Annotated in this window: 18 protein-coding genes; 8 read left to right on the plus strand and 10 right to left on the minus strand. The window is 59.3% G+C overall.

What is annotated here, in order from left to right:
* The first annotated feature begins 240 nt into the window (after positions 1-240).
* The 6 genes from CWS72_RS09845 (at position 241) to CWS72_RS09865 (ending at position 5,959) form a co-directional block, all read left to right on the plus strand.
* Positions 241-966 (plus strand): zinc-dependent alcohol dehydrogenase family protein, encoded by a 726-nt coding sequence (locus CWS72_RS09845; RefSeq protein ID WP_338056173.1) that lies wholly within the window; start codon positions 241-243, stop codon positions 964-966.
* Positions 954-1,271 (plus strand): zinc-binding dehydrogenase, encoded by a 318-nt coding sequence (locus tag CWS72_RS28715; protein WP_338056174.1) that lies wholly within the window; start codon positions 954-956, stop codon positions 1,269-1,271. The genes CWS72_RS09845 and CWS72_RS28715 overlap by 13 nt, the downstream gene beginning before the upstream one ends.
* 137 nt (positions 1,272-1,408) lie before the next feature.
* Complete coding sequence (locus CWS72_RS09850; protein WP_101250436.1) at positions 1,409-2,023, plus strand: TetR/AcrR family transcriptional regulator; 615 nt, start codon at positions 1,409-1,411, stop codon at positions 2,021-2,023.
* A gap of 70 nt (positions 2,024-2,093) precedes the next feature.
* Positions 2,094-3,005, plus strand: a complete 912-nt coding sequence (locus CWS72_RS09855) for a DMT family transporter (RefSeq protein WP_101250437.1) — start codon at positions 2,094-2,096, stop codon at positions 3,003-3,005.
* A gap of 18 nt (positions 3,006-3,023) precedes the next feature.
* Positions 3,024-3,662: a VOC family protein gene (locus CWS72_RS09860; protein WP_199175623.1), complete on the plus strand. Its 639-nt coding sequence runs from the start codon at positions 3,024-3,026 to the stop codon at positions 3,660-3,662.
* 611 nt (positions 3,663-4,273) lie between these two features.
* Entirely contained in the window at positions 4,274-5,959 is a 1,686-nt protein-coding gene (locus tag CWS72_RS09865; protein WP_101250438.1) for a methyl-accepting chemotaxis protein, read from the plus strand.
* Between the two features lie 12 nt (positions 5,960-5,971).
* On the opposite strand, the gene CWS72_RS09870 is transcribed toward CWS72_RS09865, so the two are convergent.
* The 3 genes from CWS72_RS09870 to CWS72_RS09880 all read right to left on the minus strand — a co-directional run bounded on the left by CWS72_RS09870 (position 5,972) and on the right by CWS72_RS09880 (position 8,590).
* Positions 5,972-6,541: a histidine phosphatase family protein gene (locus CWS72_RS09870; RefSeq protein WP_101250439.1), complete on the minus strand. Its 570-nt coding sequence runs from the start codon at positions 6,539-6,541 to the stop codon at positions 5,972-5,974.
* 91 nt (positions 6,542-6,632) lie between these two features.
* On the minus strand, positions 6,633-7,703 hold the full coding sequence (locus tag CWS72_RS09875; protein ID WP_206747699.1) for an alpha/beta fold hydrolase: 1,071 nt from the start codon (positions 7,701-7,703) through the stop codon (positions 6,633-6,635).
* 473 nt (positions 7,704-8,176) lie between these two features.
* Entirely contained in the window at positions 8,177-8,590 is a 414-nt protein-coding gene (locus CWS72_RS09880) for a hypothetical protein (protein WP_101250441.1), read from the minus strand.
* Between the two features lie 122 nt (positions 8,591-8,712).
* On the opposite strand from CWS72_RS09880, the gene CWS72_RS09885 reads away from it, so the two are divergent.
* A complete protein-coding gene (locus CWS72_RS09885) occupies positions 8,713-9,495 on the plus strand; it encodes a MipA/OmpV family protein (protein ID WP_274540595.1) in 783 nt (260 codons plus the stop codon).
* Between the two features lie 170 nt (positions 9,496-9,665).
* Here the strand turns inward: CWS72_RS09885 and wrbA are convergent, their stop codons facing one another.
* Complete coding sequence (gene wrbA, locus CWS72_RS09890) at positions 9,666-10,265, minus strand: NAD(P)H:quinone oxidoreductase (protein WP_101250443.1); 600 nt, start codon at positions 10,263-10,265, stop codon at positions 9,666-9,668.
* A 709-nt stretch (positions 10,266-10,974) separates the two neighbouring features.
* Here wrbA and CWS72_RS09900 point away from each other — a divergent pair.
* Positions 10,975-11,475 (plus strand): hypothetical protein, encoded by a 501-nt coding sequence (locus tag CWS72_RS09900; RefSeq protein ID WP_101250445.1) that lies wholly within the window; start codon positions 10,975-10,977, stop codon positions 11,473-11,475.
* Positions 11,476-11,673: 198 nt separating this feature from the next.
* On the opposite strand, the gene CWS72_RS09905 is transcribed toward CWS72_RS09900, so the two are convergent.
* The 6 genes from CWS72_RS09905 to CWS72_RS09930 all read right to left on the minus strand — a co-directional run bounded on the left by CWS72_RS09905 (position 11,674) and on the right by CWS72_RS09930 (position 19,958).
* Entirely contained in the window at positions 11,674-12,450 is a 777-nt protein-coding gene (locus CWS72_RS09905; protein ID WP_199175624.1) for a PRC-barrel domain-containing protein, read from the minus strand.
* 214 nt (positions 12,451-12,664) lie between these two features.
* On the minus strand, positions 12,665-13,618 hold the full coding sequence (locus CWS72_RS09910; protein ID WP_101250446.1) for a PRC-barrel domain-containing protein: 954 nt from the start codon (positions 13,616-13,618) through the stop codon (positions 12,665-12,667).
* Positions 13,619-13,839: 221 nt separating this feature from the next.
* Positions 13,840-15,228 carry a class II fumarate hydratase gene (fumC, locus tag CWS72_RS09915; protein WP_101250447.1) on the minus strand — a complete coding sequence of 463 codons (1,389 nt, stop codon included), beginning with the start codon at positions 15,226-15,228 and terminating at the stop codon, positions 13,840-13,842.
* A 303-nt stretch (positions 15,229-15,531) separates the two neighbouring features.
* A complete protein-coding gene (locus CWS72_RS09920) occupies positions 15,532-16,503 on the minus strand; it encodes an AEC family transporter (RefSeq protein WP_101250448.1) in 972 nt (323 codons plus the stop codon).
* A gap of 57 nt (positions 16,504-16,560) precedes the next feature.
* Positions 16,561-17,592, minus strand: a complete 1,032-nt coding sequence (locus CWS72_RS09925) for a class I fructose-bisphosphate aldolase (protein ID WP_101250449.1) — start codon at positions 17,590-17,592, stop codon at positions 16,561-16,563.
* Positions 17,589-19,958, minus strand: a complete 2,370-nt coding sequence (locus tag CWS72_RS09930) for a phosphoketolase family protein (protein WP_101250450.1) — start codon at positions 19,956-19,958, stop codon at positions 17,589-17,591. The genes CWS72_RS09925 and CWS72_RS09930 overlap by 4 nt, the downstream gene beginning before the upstream one ends.
* Positions 19,959-19,961 lie beyond the last annotated feature (3 nt).

Below are 19,961 nucleotides of genomic sequence, written 5' to 3' on the forward strand. Positions count from 1 at the left end.
ACGAGCACAACAAAAATTCAAAGCCATTCGTTTGGACAAAGCCGGCCGACGTCATCCTTGCAAAACTTCAGCGCCTGCCCGTTGTATCTTCTGTTTGAGTCAATGCACTAGCAGTTGGGAATGGAGATTCACGCTCATCGGATTTGCGACACATTGGAGGAAGTTCTCACCCATAAGATCGCAACGCATTCCGTATAGTTGTCAATAAGATCCAATTTCCAAAGAGAGAAAGGATCGAACATGCGCGAGACGATGAGGCGATGGCAGTTGTCGTCGTTCGGCTTGAAGAACCTCGAACTGGCCGAGGTGCAGGTTCCCACACCCGGCAGCCGCGAGCTGCTGATCCGGGTTTCTGCTGTTTCCCTGAACTATCGCGACAAGCTGGTGGTAGAAGGCGAATTGCTGCCGGAAAGACCGCCGATGCCCTTCACGCCGGTTTCCGACATGGCGGGGGAGATCGTGGCGACGGGCGATAGGGTTTCCCGTTTCAATGCTGGCGATCGGGTTCTCGGAAACTTCTGGACCCGGTGGATTGACGGCGAACCGCCTCAGGAAATGACACGGCATGGTCTGTCGCTCGGCGGACCGCTGCCCGGCGTGCTGGCCGAATATGTGGTTCTTCACGAGGACATCGCGGTCGCGGCGCCTGTGTCGCTGACGGATCAGGAAGCATCGACTTTGCCGATCGCGGGACTGACGGCCTGGTTCGCCCTTGTCGAGACAGGAAAGCTGAAGGAAGGCGATACGGTGCTGGTTGAGGGCACGGGTGGCGTCGCCCTGTTCGGACTCCAGATCGCCCGAGCTTTCGGTGCGCGCGTCATCGTCACCTCTCGTGGCGCCGAGAAGCTGAAGCGGGTCAAGGCTCTCGGCTCATTCGACGTGATCGACACCAGCGCGACGCCTGACTGGTCGGCGGCGGCGCTGGACCTGACGGGGGGCGCGGCGTCGATCATGTGTTGGAGCTGATTGGCGGCGACAATCTCAGCCAGTCGGCGGCAGCGCTCGCGAGTGGCGGCAGGATCGCTCAAATCGGCTTTCTCAAGGGGACGGAAATCAAGCTTTCCGCCGTCCCGATGATGCTCAAGCGGGCGATCATTCAAGGCATCACCGTCGGACATCGCCGCGCGTTTGAGGAGATGATCCGCGCGATCGACGCACACGGCATCAAGCCGGTCATCGACAAGGCCTACGGTTTCGACGACGCGCCGGCCGCCTTCGCTCACCTCGAACGGGGACCGTTCGGAAAAATCGTCATCACCGTCCCGGAATAAGCGGCTGTTCGGATTCTCTGAAGAGCTGCGAATCCGAACAGCCGCACCGAATATGCCAACGGCGAACCCGCCGATCTGTCCAGACAGATGGGACCACCTCACTTGCATTTAACGACCGTTTGGTCCATATATCGGACATGGCACAACAAACCTTACCGCAGATGCGACGCGGCCGGCCCCGGGAGTTCGATGCGGATGCCGCTGTCGAGCGCGCCATGGATGTCTTCTGGTCGTGCGGTTATCACGGCACATCACTTCCTGATCTGCTTGAGGCAACGAATCTCTCGCGCGGGAGCCTCTATGCGGCCTTTGGCGACAAGCATGGCCTCTTTCTGCGCGCCCTCGATCGCTATATCGACGATGCCCTGGCGCGGCTCGAGATCGAACTCGATCCAGGGAAAAATGCCTTGGCGGGTCTGCGAACCTGTTTGACGGGTTATGTCGATCGCACGAGCGGCGCCGCCGGCAAGCGCGGATGCCTGGTGGTGGCGACCGCCATGGAATTGGCCGCCCACGACACCGAGGTGGAACAGCGCATCCGACGGTTCTTCCTGAGGATGGAGACCCGGCTGACGGAGGCGCTGGCGAGTGCGCAGGCAGCGGGAGAACTGGCCGATGGCGTCGAACCCGCGACCGCCGCCCGCGTGCTGCTCAGCCTGCTCGAAGGCATGCGTGTCGTCGGCAAGACAGGTCCGGATCGCACCATGTCGCAAGCCGTGGTCCAAGCCCTCATCGACCGTTTCGCAAAGTAGATAATCACATGGCCGGAGCATCGTTCATGCGCGTCCATATATGGATCGATTGGTCGTGAAAGGACCATCCATGTCCCCGCTCCAAGTCGTCTGCGCGCTGCTCGTGCCCTTGTTCTGGGGTTTCCAGTTCGTCGTCATCAAAGTCGGCCTGACGACGTTTCCCCCACTGTTCTTCGTGGGTTTGCGCTTCGCCGCCGTCGCGGCGATTCTGCTCCCGTTCGTCGGTCGTCCAACCCGGCGCGAACTCGGGCCGATGATCACCATCTCGGTCTTCTTCGGGGGCCTGAACTTCGCGCTGTTTTTCGTCGGGCTCGGGCAGGGACTAGCCGGCGTGTCGGCCGTCGCCAACCAGCTCTCAACACCCTTCGCGGTTCTCCTCGCCTGGCCATTTCTCGGTGAGCGGCCTTCGACGCGCGTCATCCTCGGCGTTGCTCTGGCATTCGGGGGCGTGGCGCTGACCGCGGCGGAACCGGGCGCCTCGGTGAAGATCGCGCCGACCTTGCTGGTCATCGCCGCCGGCTTCGCCTGGGCGGTCGGGAGCGTGCTCACGAAACGGTATGGTCCGTTCGAGCCGCTGAAACTGATGGCCTGGATGTCGCTCTTCACCGTTCCGCAGGTCATGACGACCTCCCTCGTGGTCGAGCACGGTCAACTCGCATCGCTTCATGCGGCCAACATGACGGCTTGGACGGCCTTCGCCTACACCGTCCTGTTCGGCGCGGTCGCCGGCTGGGGCCTGTGGTTCCGGCTGATTGCCCAGTGCTCGATGACGCGTGTGGCGCCCTTCGCCCTGTTGCAGATCGTCTTCGCGGTCGCCGCCGGGGTTGTCTTCCTGCACGAACCCCTGACGCCAACGCTCGTCGCGGGCGCCGTCATCTGCATCGTCGGCGTGGCCATCACCCAGAGCCGGTCCCCCGTACGGCATAGCCTGCCGACAGCACTCCGCGCATCGGTCGAACCAAGTCAAGGAGAATGCCTGTGAACCCCGAGGCGGATGATTATGACTCGATGCGCATCCCCCGACCGCCGGCGACGTTTGAACGGCTCGGAATCGGGCTTCTCCCCCGGGGAACTCCGCGGGCTCCTCTCGGCCCTCGACGAGGGACAAGAGGAGCCCGCTTGCCTCGCCTCGCTGCGCGACAAGCGGGCCCAGATCGAGCGCCTGTCCATCCAGGAAGGCCTCGCGCACGGCTCTGCGACCGAACATGACGAGCATCACCCGATGAGGATTCTGAACATCCTGGTGCGGCGCTACCTTCCGCTCGACCGCTTCGATGAAACCGTGGCCTTTCATGAGACGTTGATCGGGCAGAAGGCCCGCCTGCGGTTCGATTATCCCCAACACCAGCTCAAGCTGGCGCAGGTCGCCTCGATCCTGTTCATAGGCGGAACCGAGGCGAGCCTCGCCCCCTTCATCGCAACCCAGGCCACATTCCTGGTCGATGACATCCAGGCCTTCGCCGTCCACCTGCCAGCGATCGGTGCCGAGGTGCTTGAAGCGCCGAAGCCGGTGCCGACCGGATGGAACATGCTGGTGCGTCATCCGGACGGCATGCGCGTCGAATATGTCGAACATCGGGACAAGCACCCGGCAGACCGATTGCCGGATGAGGTCTATCCGGAACGGGTTTTCACTTAAGTGTCCCGGCTCTGTCCTTCCCGGAGTTCCCCGCCCATGCCCCATATACCATCAATGATAATCAACAATTTCGACATCGTGTGCGTCGCCGTGTTTCCCGCGTCTCGGGCATTTGAGGACCTCCGTCGCCACGCAGGACGAGGGCGGGAAAAATGCGGAAATGAAAGTTGCGCAATTGAACCTGTTCATCGCCGCCCCCACCATTTTACTCTGTAATATTTAGGCGGATCGTTTCGGAGTCGAAGTTTTCCGATCTTTCTCGGGGGCTCAAAAACGTGTCCTCGAAGAGGGCAGGAGTCGCGTCTGGTAAAAGCAATGATCAGGAAAATTGATAAATAAAAATGCAGTTTTTTTGATGTGCTATTTCTTTATTTCTTTTATATTTCGTACCAGAGCATGCTGATTGTATTTTACTTTCGTCATATGACGGGTATCCATAAGGTCTTTGTTATATAATGTCGTCATATGCATTAAGGCTGGTTGTGTCTTGAGGGGTTGATCATTGGCATTTAAACACAGATTGGCCGCGGAAGCGTTCTGATCCGGACATTCTGCGCGATAGCCCGATCTTGCCGTCACGGTTCCAGCCCCCAGTCCAAGGAGGTGGAGAGATGCGTGTCAGACAATCGTCTACCGTCAGAAAAATCGCGGCACTTGTTGTCGCTCTTCTGATCATGCTTATCGGCTCGGTCGTATACACGCTTCTCGACTTCCGGGAAAACTTGATGGAAGAGCGGCGTGCAAAGGTTCGCGAGTTGGTCCTCTCGGCCAAGAGCATCGCCGAATATTACAAGGCCAGGGCGGACCGTGGCGAGCTTTCCCAGGACGAGGCCATGAAGCAGACCTTCGCGGCCGTCGGCGCCATGCGGTTCGAGGGCGACAATTATTTTTACGCCTATGACTATGACGGCATCCTGAGGATGGTCTCGACAAGGACCGATCTGATCGGTCAGTCCCGCCTGGAGGCCAAGAGCCCCGACGGTGTCTTCTATGTGAAGCGTCTGATCGAGGTGGCTCAGAAGGGGGGCGGCTTTTACTCCTACGGCTACGACAATGCCGGCAAGATGACGAAAATGCGCCAGAAGGTTTCCTATGGCACAGGCGTGGACGCCTGGCGAATCGCCTTCGGGGCGGGTATCTACGCCGACGACGTGGACGAGGCCTTCTGGTACAAGGTCTACGAGTTCGGCGGTGTCAGTCTGGTGCTTCTGGTCGTCAGCCTGGTCGTGTCCTTCTATATCGCCCGTAGTATCGCCGTGCCGCTGGACAAGATCGGCGGCGTGATGGCCGGGCTGTCGAAGGGGGATACGTCGATCGTGGTGCCCTATGCCGAGAAGAAGGACGAAATCGGTCTGATGGCCCGTGCCGTCCAGGTCTTCAAGGAGGGCATCATCCAAGCCAACGAGGTGGCGCGTCAGCGCGAGGCCGAGCAGGCCGAGAAGGAGCGACGGGTGCTGCGGATCGCCGAACTCGCCCACGGTTTCGATTCCCGCGCCGGTTCGGTGATCGACAAGGTGGCGTCGGCCGCCGAAGCCATGCAGTCGACGGCGCACTCCATGTCGACGGCGGCCGAACAGACCAGCCAACAGGCCGCGTCAGCCACGTCGGCCGCCTCGCAGGCCTCGGAAAACGTGCAGACCGTTTCCTCGGCGGCCGAGGAACTTAGCGCGTCGATTCAGGAGATCACCCGTCAGGTCGCCCAGGCGGCCCAGGTCAGTCAGAAAGCGGTCGAACAGGCCGACCGCACCGGTGAGATCGTCGGCGGTCTGGAGACGGCGGCGCGGCGCATCGGGGAAGTGGTGAAACTGATCAACGACATCGCGAGCCAGACCAATCTTCTCGCGCTCAACGCCACCATCGAGGCGGCCCGGGCCGGTGATGCCGGCAAGGGCTTCGCCGTGGTGGCCAACGAGGTGAAGAGCCTGGCCAACCAGACGACGCGGGCCACCGAGGACATCAGCCAGCAGATCTCCGCGGTCCAGCAGGCCACCAGTGAGGCGGTGCAGGCGATCACCGCCATTACCTCCACCATCCAGGACATCAACCAGATCTCGGGCAATATCGCTTCGGCCGTCGAGGAGCAGGGGGCCGCCACCCAGGAAATCGCCCGTAACGTCGAAGAAGCCGCCAACGGGACCGGAATCGTCAGTCAGAACATCAAGGGAGTCAACGAGGCGGCCCACATCGCCGGCAACGGCTCGCGCGATGTGATGGCGGCATCCTCCGAACTGTCGAGGGAATCCGAGGAGATGCGCGGGCTGATTCGTTCCTTCCTCGACGACATGCGGGGCGCTTGAGGAGTTGAGGTGTCAGGGCGGGGGCGGCCAGGTGAAGACGGTGGCGTTGGGCATGTCCGGCCAGCCCAGGATCCAGCCGACCCCCCGACTGGAGACGACCAGGGGATGCCGATCCTCACGGGCCAGCAATGACGCCTCGCGGGCGGCCTTCATGACGCGGGCGCGGAAGACCTCGACGGCTTCGCCGCCGGGCGGGGGGGCGCCTGATCGGATCAATCGCTGCGACGCCTCATCGACGGGCAGGCCGTTCCATTCGCCCAGTCGTCGTTCGCGGAAATCCTCCCAGACTTCGGTCCTTTCGGGATCCAGTCCCAATTCGACGGCGATGATCCGCGCCGTCTCCCGCGTGCGGCGGAGTGGCGAGGCGATCAACGCCAAGCCGTCGATCCGCCGCCGAAGACCCTGCTCCAACCGCCGGGCGACCTCACGGGCTTGGCGCGTCCCGGTTTCGGTCAGCATGGGATCGGCGTCGCCGCCGGACCGGATCTTCCGGGCATTGTCGGTGCTTTCGCCGTGCCGGACGAAGAGGAAGCCGGGGACGGGGGGAATGATCGCCCCCGGGTCGGCAGGCGGGGCCGTCATGACCGCCGCCAGCCGAAGGCGTCGACGCCCGCGTCCATGATCTCGGTTTTGCGCATGGTTATCAGACCTGTCGCGAGACGGAGGTTTGCTGCTAGGCCAGAATGGCGGCCGTCGTGGTCGTCCGGGGTTGGGCTTCGGCCTCGGGAGAGGCGTCGACGAACAGAAGCCGCGTGGGGGTCGGAGGTGCCGGCAGGGTCGATTCCGCCGGCAGGGTGACGCCGGCCAGCCAGGATCCGATCACGCTGGTGGCGTCGCGATCGGCCAGGGCCGGTGTGTGCCCGGTAAGAGGGACATGAACGACGGTCAGGCTATCGCTCTTGACCATTTGCATGCGGCGGACCATTTCAGGCGGCGTCACTTCCGAGTCCTCGCCATGCAGCAGGAGAATCGGGCATTGCAGCGCATGGAAATCGTTCCACTGATTGATGTCTTTCGTCACCTGTTCGGCATAGGCCTGGGTCGTTCTCGGGTCGTGGCGGTATTCCCGTCCGCCGCCGGCATCGCAGCGTTTGGTCTGTCCCATGATGTTGTGCAGACGGACGGCGTCGCTTAAGGGGCCGTCATGTTTCTGGGCCGCCCCGGCCCGGCGGAACAGGTCGGATGGCGTCTGAAAGAGGTGATAGCGGCTGACCGCCTCGGCGCGGCGCTGACGATGTCCCCCCGGTATTTCCGGGCCGATGTCGTTCAGGACCACCCGGTTGACCAGCGAGGGGCGGCGGGCGGCGATGTCCATGCCGATCAGCCCGCCCAGGCTGGAGCCGACGATGGTGACCCGTCGCAGTCCCAGTCCGTCGATCAGCGATTCGACGGCGAGCGAGAGGAGCGCGGGGGTGTAATGCGATTGCTGGGCGAGCCAGCCGGAACGACCGCGTCCCGGCCAGTCGACGGAGATGACCCGGTGCGCGGCGGACAGGTCTGCGGCCAGGAAATCGAAGCGCCGGGCGCTGTTGACTGTGCCGCCCAGGCAAATGATCGCCGTGCCGCCATCGTCACCGGGCGCGCTGTCGATATAGGCGAGCTTGGCCTGGTAGGGCTTGCGCAGGCGGTCGATGGTCGCGTATTGCAGCGCGGCGGGAATGCAGTAGTCGAACCAGCGGTAAGGGCGCGCGCCCACCGCATCGGCGACATGATCGGCAAAGTCCTCGATCGTCCACCATTCCAAGGCAGAGAGAGTTAGGCCAATCGACTTGATACGAAGTATCGCGTCAGACAGAACGGAGTCCGCGACTGCGGCGCTTCCTTCGGGGTGCAAGGATATATTGAATGTAGTGTTCATGGCAGCCTTGCTCCAGCAGAGTTAATCGAAAGAACGCAGAGCCCTCTCTTGGATGGTTATTGTTCATATTTTCTTTTATCGTTCTTATATTCCTCGATCTTTATATTATAAGGATATGGTATTGATGTGCGCAATAGTGAAAACATGACCTTACATATAGACAATTTTACGCAATATTTATGGGGGCTTCTTAAAGCATAAGGAAAACAGGGCGTTCTTGGATGGCGGCCGACGTCTTGGACAAAAATTATATAACTTAAGATTGATATATGTGCCAAAAAATAGAACACAATGTATATGAATAGATTGGATTTTAGGAAATAAAGAGTGGTGACTATGATGGTTTATAAAATATTATTTTAATAAAGTGCTGCAATCGAATGATTGAATGAGGGGCGCCGTGCCTCGGAGGTTCTGCCGTCGGCCCAACCGTCGAGACGGGATAGCCAGGCATTGGGTGTGACCGCGGCGAATGCGAAGCCGATCCCAAAGATCAGGACGCTGATGAGCAGAAGCCCGAACCGAGGTTTCTCTCTACGGGCGGCGAGACACATTGTATCCGGCTTGAAATCAAATGTGAGTATAATGACATCAAACTGATAAGAATCTTCTGTAAGGTCGGCCCGCCCAGTAAAGGCGGCATAGTTGATCCGACCGAGCACCGCTTCTCCAGAAAAAATGGCCGCCTCCCGCTCTGACGCAATTTCGACGAAGGGAATGAACCTTGACGAAACAATCCGTATTGAAGACGCGTCCATCTTGGACCGGGACATGGATCTCGGAATATTTCAGGCGGAGATCACGCCAGGCAAGTCCCGTTCGATCTCTCGAAAAATCTCGTTCCTCTTTATCGCGCGCGACGAGGGCAGCGGTTGGATTGGCCGCCTGTTGCGCGTTGGTCGGTTCACTGTCTCATCCGGTCCTGGCACAAGACACTTATCGCACCGGCGCCCAGGGATCGGACTGGAACTATACGATCGGTGGCGGAGCTATGGTCGCGCCGAATTATGAGGGTTCCAAGCACGACACTGTCCGTCCCATGCCTATGCTCGAAGCGTCCTGGCGCAATGCGATCTCGCTCAGCACCACGGAGGGCCTGAAAGTTGTTATGAGGCCTTTGCCGGATAAGGGATTTTTCGTCGCCGGCATTCTCGGTTATTGGCTGGGACGCCAGGAAGGCGTCGATAAGCATCACGGCGACACTTTGCGCGGTCTGGGGAATTTATCCGGTGGTGCGGTCGGCAAGCTGGAGACGGGCTATCAGTTCGGTCCAGCGAGCTTCGGTCTCGAGGTCGCACGCGATCTCGGCAACGATCGCGACGGCACAACGCTTACCCCATACGCCAGCTACAAGATCTATCAAAGCCAGAGCTTCAGGCTAAGCGGCAAACTATCGACCACCTGGGCCGACGATAACTACATGAATAATCTCTTCGGTATTACATCGGTGCAGTCCAGAAACTCGCTCTATCATTACACGCCTTACACGGCCGAGGCTGGCATGAAGGATGTAAAGTTCGGCCTGATGGCGAATTACAGCATCACCCCGTCGGTCTCTCTCTTCGCGATGGTCGATGTGGCCCGCCTGCTGGGTGATGCCGCCGACAGTCCGATCGTCAAGACTGAAGGTTCGAAGGAACAGGTCAGCGGCGGCATGGGGCTGACCTATCGCTTCTGATAGGGTTTGGGAGATTTTCCGAGGAATCTTATGGTTCCGTTAAACGGAGAGACGATCAAACAGACTTCTCGTAAATATACACGTCCTCCTCGGGAACCGGCATATCTCTCGATCGTGCGCAGGGCAAGGCTATGAAGCCCGGCCTTTGCCCCCTCTTACAGAAATTTCTCTCAAGTTGTGAGTTTGTTCGCGGTCTCGGCGATTCGTCTACCCTGGTAGCGGGCTCCGGCAAGTTCATTTTCCGACGGGCGGCGTGCGCCGTCTCCGCCGGCAATGGTGGTGGCGCCATAGGGACTGCCGCCCGTTACCTCGGTCAGTGTCATCTGTCCGGTAAAGCCGTAATCAAGGCCGACGATCACCATGCCGAAATGCAATAGGTTGGTGATGATGGAAAATAGCGTCGTCTCCTGGCCGCCATGCTGGGTGCCCGTCGAGGTGAATGCTCCGCCTACCTTGCCATGCAGGGCGCCACGCGCCCACAGGCCACCGGCCCGATCGAGGAAACCTGCCATCTGGGAGCCCATCCGGCCGAAACGGGTTCCCGTTCCAACGATGATCGCGTCATAGGCGACCAGATCTTCGACCTGCGCGATGGGGGCTTGCTGATCGAGCTTGAAATGCGCCGCCTTGGCGGCCTCAACCGGCACCGTCTCCGGGACGCGCTTGATGTCGACACTGGCGCCTGCCTGGCGAGCCCCTTCGGCCACCGCTTGGGCGAGGGTTTCGACGTGGCCGTAGGTCGAATAATAGAGAACGAGAACCTTGGTCATTGCTGTCTCCTATGATGGGAATGGCCGTCCGGCGTGGCTATGCCGAAGCGTCGATCGATGCGACGCGCACCAGTTTCCTATTCACGAACTCCTGGATGCCTGCGGCGGAGAGTTCCTCTTGCCACGCAGAATACCGATCGGAGGCGGCGCCTTGGGAGAGTCGGAAATCACCTACGTTTCCCCACCGAATTGGTGGATGGCGCGTCCGGCGACCGCAAACGATGGCGGACCGGGGTAACCTTGGTGGGGCCGGCTTTGCATTTTGGCGCTGACCATCCGCCGCGCCGTGGGGGGCTTCAAACGGCTGGGGGGCAAAAGGATCCTCCCGGCTTAGAACGTTTTTCACGGATATAAATTTAAGAACGACGCGTCAAAGGCTCAGAGACGGAAATTACGCAGGAACCGGAGAGTGCTTCTTGGTAGAAGTGACGATAAGTCCAGTGTTTCTTGAAGTTAATTAAAATTTTTTATTTTTATCATATTTGAGTATTTTCCGAAGCTATCGGGCGCATCGCGAAAAAGACTATGTTTATTTTAATCTATTTTTCACATGGCAACCATTCTGTATGAACGGTTTTTTGTGTGGATAGGTTTAATGAGCAGATCGCTCCGCCTCGTCACAGAAAAGGAAGAGCGGCGTCGGCTCTCTCTTCCAAATGCCTCATTTTCGACTTTGCGGTCGTAAGAGGCGACAGAATCGGTGATTGAAATGATGGGTTCCGTTTCGACCTCCTTCCTTGGATCAGAGTTCAACGACTTTCTCTTCGCCTCGGTTGGCGAGGACCGCAATGAGATGCCGCTCAGTGTCATTTCCGTACTGGCACGCCTGGACCTAGACCCTTGGCAGGAAGCTGCCCAATTGGCTCGATCGCCTCCACAAACGGCAATTCAGAGATTGGCTTCGTTGATCGAGAAACTCCCCGAAGGGCTGTCGACAGATGATGGGCCGGGACCGAACGCCGCTCGCCTGATAGCCCTTTTGCCACGCCAAACCGGTCCAAATATGACGCCGGGCGAAACGTCGTTCGGTATCGTCGTGGCGGATAAATCCCGGGACGTCGGGTATCTGCTCGCCATGCTCTTCGTGCTGGGCGCATTTTTCGTCATGGCAAGCGGTCAACCCCCGGAGAAGCTCCACATCTCCGAGGCCGAGACCTCCGGCGCAGCCCAGCCATTCGATTCACTGCCGAACTCCATCGTGGCGCCGTGAGCCTTCAGACCGAAGAGACCTGAAAATGCGTGAGTATCTTGCCCGACGCGACTGGCGGCACATTCATCATTCACCGCTATTCTGGGGCGGCGTATTCCTGTTTTTGACGGCGATTTCGATTTATGTTTTGTCCGATGACCTCTCCTGGCGGCCGCTAATCCATTGATCCACCGTTGACCATATCTTCCGTGCCGCTCCTCAGGTCCTATCGCCATGCCGGCCGTCGGTATAGTAGTTGTGGAAGTTCCTCTCGAAGGTCCGATCGACCGACATGGCCGATTCATAGGCAGGGCTGTCCTTGACCCGCTGACGATCGACGTTGAGCGTCACAATTTCGCTCGCCCAATCGATTCCCCGTGCCGACCGTGGCGAGATCAGAACCTTCTTTCCCAGCCACCAGTTCCGGGTATCGACGACGAGGTAATGGATGCTCCAATCGGCCTCCTGCACGAGAAAGTCCTCGATGTGACCAATTTCGCCGTCGCTGGCCTGGATGTGGTAGCCGGTGACCGCCGCGATGCTGCGAAGATGCGGATCGCCGCCGGCGCGCAGAGCATCGGCGACATCGGCCTCTTGGCGCTCGACGTCGAGGGAAGGCGATGCCGTCAGGACACCGCTCATGTCGCCATAGCCACCAATGTAGAAATCGGTGCCCCAATAGGGGCTCCAGCCGTAGTGATTGTAAACCTGGCTTTCCATTTGCCGCGACACCGGCTGTTCCGTGTCGATATTGGGGCTGTCCGTGACCTCCTGCATGGTCAGGCGAACCGAAAATTCTTCTTTCTTCAGATCGATATGCCCCAAGACGGAAGGGGGTAACAGGACCCTGCGGCCGGAGAGCCAGCTGCCGGTGTCAACGACCAGCCACCGGATCAACCAGGTGGCGTCGTCAAAAAGAAAGTCGCTGATCGTCCCAATCCGACCGTCAATAGCCTGGATAGCATAGCCATTGATCACTGATGCATTTCTCAACATCGTGCGCTCCTTATGATTTTGGTGTTCGAGCATATATTCAATTATTGCGATATTTTTCTTTCTGGTGATGGAGTCGGCCGGAAAGGACGGTGCCCTAAAATTACGAATTGCTCCCATCGAATCATACCCATTCGCGGTGATCGGAACCGATCACAGCAACTCTCAAGCGCCGGGCCGGTTTCTCCGAAACCCTTGGGCTTTCGCTTGCATTGGTTCAGTTGTTGCCATTGCTGGCGGGATGCGCCTTCCAATAGTCATCAATCTTCTGGCTCTCTTGATCGAAATGGCCGGCAGCGCCGAATTGGTCGTGTTTCACCTGCGGCGCCGCGTCCATGACGTCCTTGGTGGTATCGAGCACCAGAAGATCCACGTTCGGCATTACCTTGAAGTCGCCCCAGGGAACCGGGACGTATTTTTCGTCGATCCCGAAAATCCCACCGCGAGCAACCACCAAATAGGCGATTTTGCCCGTCTTGGGATTCATCACGATGTCATCGATGCTGCCGAGATTCACATTTCCCAGGGAGCGCACGACGACATCGATCAACTCGTCGGAGCGGAACAGGCGATCGGGCACGGCGGTTTCGAGCAACGGGTTTTGCCAGTTCAATGTGGCCGCCGGCGGAACTTTCCTGCCACGCATATCGGCAATGTAGCGCTTGTAATCTTCGCTGGCCGCGGCAAGCACATCCTCGCAAAGTTTCTGTTGCCCATTTCGGGCGAGAATGTTGGCAGAGGCAATGAGCGCTCGCACCTCATAGCCGGGCCGTGCGCTCAGATAGCCGGTCGAGGTGTCCGCCGTTCCGGGCAGCGAGCCCTTGGGATAGCCGAATCCATAGCCCGATCCTCCCGGCCAGTAGCCGTCCTTCTCCAGTTGACTGTCGAACGCGCGCAGATCGCTCAGACATGTCTTCGGCGACGGCTGGCCGGATATCTCCGTATCACTCGCAGAGGCTGGTGCCGCGCCGGTTCCCGGCGCCTCAGCGGCAAGAAGCGGAGGGGCATGGCCAAGGCAAAGGCAAGCGGCGGCGATGCCAACGAATGTCGGGCGTTTCATCTGTTCAATCTCCCTTTGTCGTTCGGACCCAATTCGGTCCTGGACCGGTGTCTTGTGACCGATCGATTCCTTGGCCGATGCTTCGGCCCTTCTTGGCTCGTCAATGCGCATGCCGCCACGATCAGAACGCTAGCGAGAACGGCCAGGGAGCGGGAGAATCGGAATCTACTCAGCTCCAAATGGGATGGCGCCCCCCCCATTTGGAAAGCGAGGGCTTGAAAAAATCACTCTCTCGGACTGCCCGCATCCCGCCCGGCGCATGAGGGACGCTGATCGGTTCCGATCAGCGCAGTTTGGTATTAGGCGCGTTGTATTTAGATTGAATCGCGCCACTATGGGTGGACCATCTTTGACGGATCGACCACACGATCGAACTCCGCCTCGCCGACGAGCTTGAGTTCGAGGGCCGCCGCTTTCAGCGTCAGCTCGTGCTCGACGGCGTAATTCGCGATCTTTGCGGCCTTGTCGTAGCCGATCACCGGCGTGAGCGCGGTGACCAACATCAAGGAGTTGTTCACATATTCCTTCATCTTCTTGAGATTAGGCTTCGTGCCCTCGACCAGGTACTTCCGGAAGTTCGTGCAGCCGTCGGTCAATATTGTCAGCGAATGCAATACGTTGTGGATGATGACCGTCTTATAGACATTCATTTCCAAATATCCGCTGGCGCCCCCGAAGCCGACGGCGACATCGTTGCCCATCACCTGAACCGCGATCATGGCGAGGGCCTCGGCCTGGGTCGGGTTGATCTTCCCCGGCATGATCGAGGACCCCGGCTCGTTTTCGGGAATATGCAGTTCCGCGAAACCGGCACGCGGTCCGCAGGACATCAGACGAATGTCATTGGCGATTTTGTAGACCGACGTCGCCAATGTCCGGAACGTTCCCGATAGCTGCACCATGGCGTCATGCGCGCCCTGCACCGCAAATTTGTTCGGCGCACTGACGAACGGCAAACCCGTGAGACGGGAAATTTCGGCCGTTGCGGCTTCCGCGAAGCCAGGCGCCGCGTTCAGGCCGGTGCCAACGGCCGTTCCACCCAGGGCAAGCCGATAGACGCCTTTCAGCGCATCGTCGAGGCGCTCCAGATCGTCCGCCAGCATTCCGGCATAGCCGGACCACTCCTGTCCCAGCGTGATCGGCACCGCATCTTGCATGTGAGTCCGGCCGATCTTTACGATGTCATTCCATTCCTCCGCTTTTGCCGCGATGGCCTTCTGCAAGGAAAGCACCGCGGGCGCCAGCCGCTGCTTCACGCCCATTGCCGCGGCGATGCACATTGCGGTGGGAAAGGTGTCGTTCGACGATTGCGACATATTGGCGTCGTCGTTCGGATGAACCGGGGTCTTGCTTCCCAACGTCGTGTGGGCAAGCTGGCAGGCGCGGTTCGAAATCACCTCGTTGACGTTCATGTTGAATTGGGTGCCGCTTCCCGTCATCCAAACGTGGAGCGGAAACATGCCGGCATGCCGCCCCTGCAGGATTTCATCGGCGACCGCCACGATTAAATCGTGGACCTTTTGATCCATTCTTTTGCCCGCGTAATTGGCGTTGGCGGCAGCTTTCTTCAGAATGGCAAAGGCGGGTATCAATTCGCGTGGAATCAAATCCTTCCCAATACTGAAATATTCAAGAGAGCGTTGAGTTTCGGCGCCCCATAGCTTGTCGGATTCGACCTTGATTGATCCCATGCTGTCGGATTCTTCACGGAACGTGGCCATAACGGGCTTTCCAATCGCTTTGCTGGTGGCGGGCAATTCTCGGGATGCTCGGGCTTGCTGCGATCCGACATCCGCTAAGCGTTTGCTCAGAAATAACTGCGTCATTTCGGGACAAACGCTTGAGCCCGAGCGGCGCCTGAGCCACGGCGGACGCGGAGGCGTCCGCCGCCACCGAAGAGTTTGGCCCATGAGGGCCCGCGCCATCGTTGGCGCGGAGCCAAGGGTTTCGGAGAAACCCGCCCGGCGATTGAGGGCTCGGTGATCGGTTCCGATTACCGAGATCTGGTATAAGTCAATCCGGCTTCAACCCGCAAAGGCCGCTTTGCTGCAAAGGATCCAGCCCGATAGCGTGAGGAGACTCGAGACGGTGCTCACCGCGACCGAAGCGGCCGCGGATTTTTCGCCAACCCGATAGCTCGAAGCGAGCATTGGGCAGGCTGTGGCGGCCGGGCAGGCCAGTACAATGACGATTCCCTCGGCCATGACGCCGTGAAGACCGAAAGCGAACAGCACGGCGGTGGCGATGGCGGGTTGTATGAAGTTCTTGAGAACGAAAACCGTGGCGACCTCGCGGTCGATGCGGAAAGAGAATCCGAAAAGCATGACGCCGACGGCGAAGAGGGCAACGCCGCCGGCGGTGTCTCCAATCGTGCCGATTGACGTGCTCGCGAGATCCGGCAGTGAGAAATGCGTCAGGACCAGAGCGATGCCGAGAAGCGGTGCCCAGACAAGCGGTTGAACGGCGGTGTGCAGGATGTCCCTCGCCAGGCTTGCTTTGGGAACCGGTTTTGCCGAGCCGGAACGGGCGTCACTTTTACCGGGGCCCGTCAGATGCAGGACCAGAACCGTCGCGGGTATCAACACGAAGCTTGAAACAAAATTTCCCAGGATGACCGGTAGCAAGCCGGTCGTCGAGAACAGTGCGGTAAGCACCGCCACCCCGATATAGGCCATGTTGGGGAAGCTTGACGTCAATGCCATGATCGCCGCTTCTCCCGACGAAAATCGCCAGACGAAGCGCCCGAAAACGTAGGCTATTGCCCAGGTGGCCATCATCGCGACCAGCAGGGTCACGAGATTTTGCCATTGTGACAGCTGCTGAACCGTGAATTTGAAGATGCCCACGAAGAGCAGGGCCGGAAGGGCAAAGACGACGACATAGGTGGAGATCGGCCGGATCCGTTCGGTATCGAAAATTTTCAGCCAACCGGCGACAGCGCCGAGAGCGACGCAGAAGCAGACGGGAACCAGGCAAGTCAAAAGTGTCTGAAACAATGCTCTTCTCTCCGCTCCGCTTTACCAAAGTCACCCCTTCTGGGGGCATTGGCCGGCTCATCCTCGTTCAGTGGCGCCACTGTATTCGCCACGGCGCGCCTCCCGGTTGCACATGGCGCGATGACAGAGTGATTCTTGCGCCGCCGACACATGGGCCTCCTCGCCGCGCCAGATCTCCAAGGCCGGTTGCTGTATGGCGCGGGCAAACGAAAAAGCCAAAGCCCAAGGCGGCGATGCCGTTGAGGATTTCCCTCTGACATTCATCGCATTCAACCGGGCGGAGGCCAGTGCGGCGGATTGTCCGCCAGACAAAAATGCAATCCCCGGAACAGCGGCGGGGACGACTCGCAGGAGGGAGCGAACGGTCGCGTCGGCGATCTCGTCGATAGTCTCTTGCCTGGCGCAGGCCAATCCCGGAAGCACCATGTTGGGCTTCAGGATCATTCCTTCCAGCACCACGCTTTGCACAAAAAGTTCGTTGAACACGCTTCGCAGGACGTCCTCGGTTACCGCGCGGCAGCGTTCCATGGTATGCGCGCCATCCATCAGCACTTCCGGCTCGACGATGGGAACCAATCCGGTTTCCTGGCACAGCGCCGCATAGCGGGCCAATGCCTGTGCGTTCGCCTCGACGCAGCCTCGGCTGGGCATGCCGTCGCCGATGGCAATGACCGCGCGCCACTTGGCAAAACGCGCACCCATTTTCCGATAATCCCGAAGGCGGTCACGCAGGCCGTCCAGACCTTCGGTTATCTTCTCTCCCGAGTGCCCGGCCAGGTCCTTGGCGCCGCCATCGACTTTGATGCCCGGAATGATGCCTGCATCGGTAAGGACTTTGACGAAGGGAGTACCGTCTTTTTTGCATTGTCGGATCGTCTCGTCGTAGAGAATCGCACCATTGATGCTGTCGGCGAGGCCGGGCGCGGTCACGATCATTTCCCGATAAGCGCGCCTGGCCTCCTCCGTTTGGGGAATCCCCGCCTGCGCAAAACGTTTGTTACAGGTGGGATTGCTCTCGTCCATCGCCAGCAGTCCCTTGTCTCCGGCGATCAGCGCAAGTGCGGTTTCGATGAGCGCTTGCGTGGTCATTCGGGATTGCCCCATTTCCAGTTGCGAATCTCCGGCAGGTCCTCGCCATGTTTGTCGATGTAATGCTTATGTTCGATGAGCTTATCCCGCATCATCTGTTTCAGATAAGCGCCCCGCGTGCCTAACTTCGGGAGCCGATCCACCACGTCCTCGACCAGATGGAACCGGTCCAGGTCGTTCTGAACTCGCATGTCGAAGGCCGTCGTGATGGTGCCTTCTTCCTTGTAGCCCCGGACATGCAGATTGCGGTTGGCCCGGCGATAGGTCAGCCGGTGGACGAGCCATGGGTAGCCATGAAAGCCGAAGATGATTGGCTTGTCCCTGGTGAAGAGCGAATCGTAATCGTCGTCGCTCAGGCCATGCGGATGTTCCGTGCTGGGCTGAAGCCGCATCAGATCGACGACATTGATCACGCGGATTTTCAGATCGGGCAGATGTTGGCGAAGGATGGAAACGGCGGCCAAGATCTCCAGCGTTGGCGTGTCTCCGCAACAGGCCATGACGACGTCCGGTTCGTCGCCCTGATCGTTGCTTGCCCATTGCCAGATGCCGATACCTTCGGTGCAATGCACAACCGCGGCGTCCATGGTCAGCCATTGCGGCAGCGCGTGTTTGCCGGCCACCACCACATTCACATAATGCCGGCTACGCAGGCAGTGATCGAAGACGGACAGCAGGCAATTGGCGTCGGGCGGAAGGTAAACGCGGACGATATCCGCCTTTTTGTTGATGACGTGGTCGAGGAACCCTGGGTCCTGGTGGGTAAAACCGTTGTGGTCCTGTTGCCAGACGTGGGAGGCGAGCAGATAGTTCAGCGACGCGATCTTCCGGCGCCAGGGCAATTCCGAGGTGACCTTCAGCCACTTGGCATGTTGGCTGAACATCGAATCGACGATGCGGATGAAGGCCTCGTAGCTGTTGAACAGTCCGTGCCGCCCGGTCAGCAGATATCCTTCCAGCCACCCCTCGCACTGGTGTTCGCTTAGCATCGAGTCGACGACGCGCCCCGCGGGCGCCAGGAATTCATCGTTCTCCGCCGTTTTGGCGTCCCACTGGCGATTGGTGACTTCAAATACGGCGCCCAGGAGATTGGAGAGTGTCTCATCGGGGCCGAAGACGCGGAAATTGCGCTGATCCTGGTTCATCAAGGCGACGTCACGCAGAAACTTTCCCAGTACGAGCGTATCCTGGCCGTCAACCGCGCCGGGAGAGGGGACGTTGACCGCATGGAGGTGGAAGTCGGGCATGCGCAGGTCGCGCAGCAAAATTCCGCCGTTGGTGTGGGGGTTGGCGCCCATGCGCCGGTTGCCCTCGGGCGCCAGTTCGGCCAATTCGGGAATCAGCCGCCCGCCCTCATCGAACAGTTCTTCCGCGTGATAGCTTTTCATCCAGTCTTCAAGCAGCTTGACATGATCGGGATGGGCTGAATCCACCAGCAGCGGCACCTGGTGCGATCGGGAGGTGCCCTCGATTTGCAGGCCATCGACTACTTTCGGTCCCGTCCAGCCTTTGGGGGATCTCAACACGATCATCGGCCAGCGCGGCCGCGAGGTATCTTTCTTCAGGCGTGCATTGCTTTGAATGGACCGAATGCTCTCGATGACCTTTTCCAAGGTGCCGGCCATCAGTTGATGCATCTTTTCCGGATCATCGCCTTCGACGAAGAAAGGCGTCCAGCCACATCCTTGAATGAACTTCTCCAATTCCTCGTGCTCGATGCGGGCGAGAACAGTCGGATTGTTGATCTTATAGCCGTTGAGGTGAAGGATCGGCAGCACGGCTCCATCGGTCATCGGGTCGAGGAACTTGTTGGAGTGCCATGCCGTCGCCAAAGGGCCGGTTTCCGCTTCGCCGTCGCCGACGATGCAGGCGACGACGAGATCCGGGTTGTCGAACGCGGCGCCGAAAGCATGGCTGAGCGAGTATCCCAGTTCGCCACCTTCGTGAATCGATCCCGGTGTGGCCGGGGCGACATGGCTGGAGATCCCTCCGGGAAACGAAAACTGGGTGAACAGCTTTTTCAGACCGGCTTCATCCTGGCTGATGTTCGGATAAATCTCGCTGTAACTGCCCTCAAGATAGGTATTGCCGACCAATGCCGGACCGCCGTGACCGGGGCCGGCGATGTAGAACATATTCAGGTCATATTTTTTGATGACCCGGTTCAAATGCACATAGATGAAGTTCTGTCCCGGCGTCGTGCCCCAATGTCCGACCACCAGTGGTTTGACATGGGCCAGTGTCAGCGGCTCGTGCAAAAGGGGGTTGTCGTAGAGATAAATCTGTCCGACGGACAGATAGTTCGCCGCCCGCCAATAGGCATTGATCTTGTGGAGAAGCTCCGATGTCAGAGTGTCGGTTTTCATGAT

The organism is Telmatospirillum siberiense (assembly GCF_002845745.1).
Lineage (GTDB): Bacteria > Pseudomonadota > Alphaproteobacteria > Rhodospirillales > Magnetospirillaceae > Telmatospirillum > Telmatospirillum siberiense.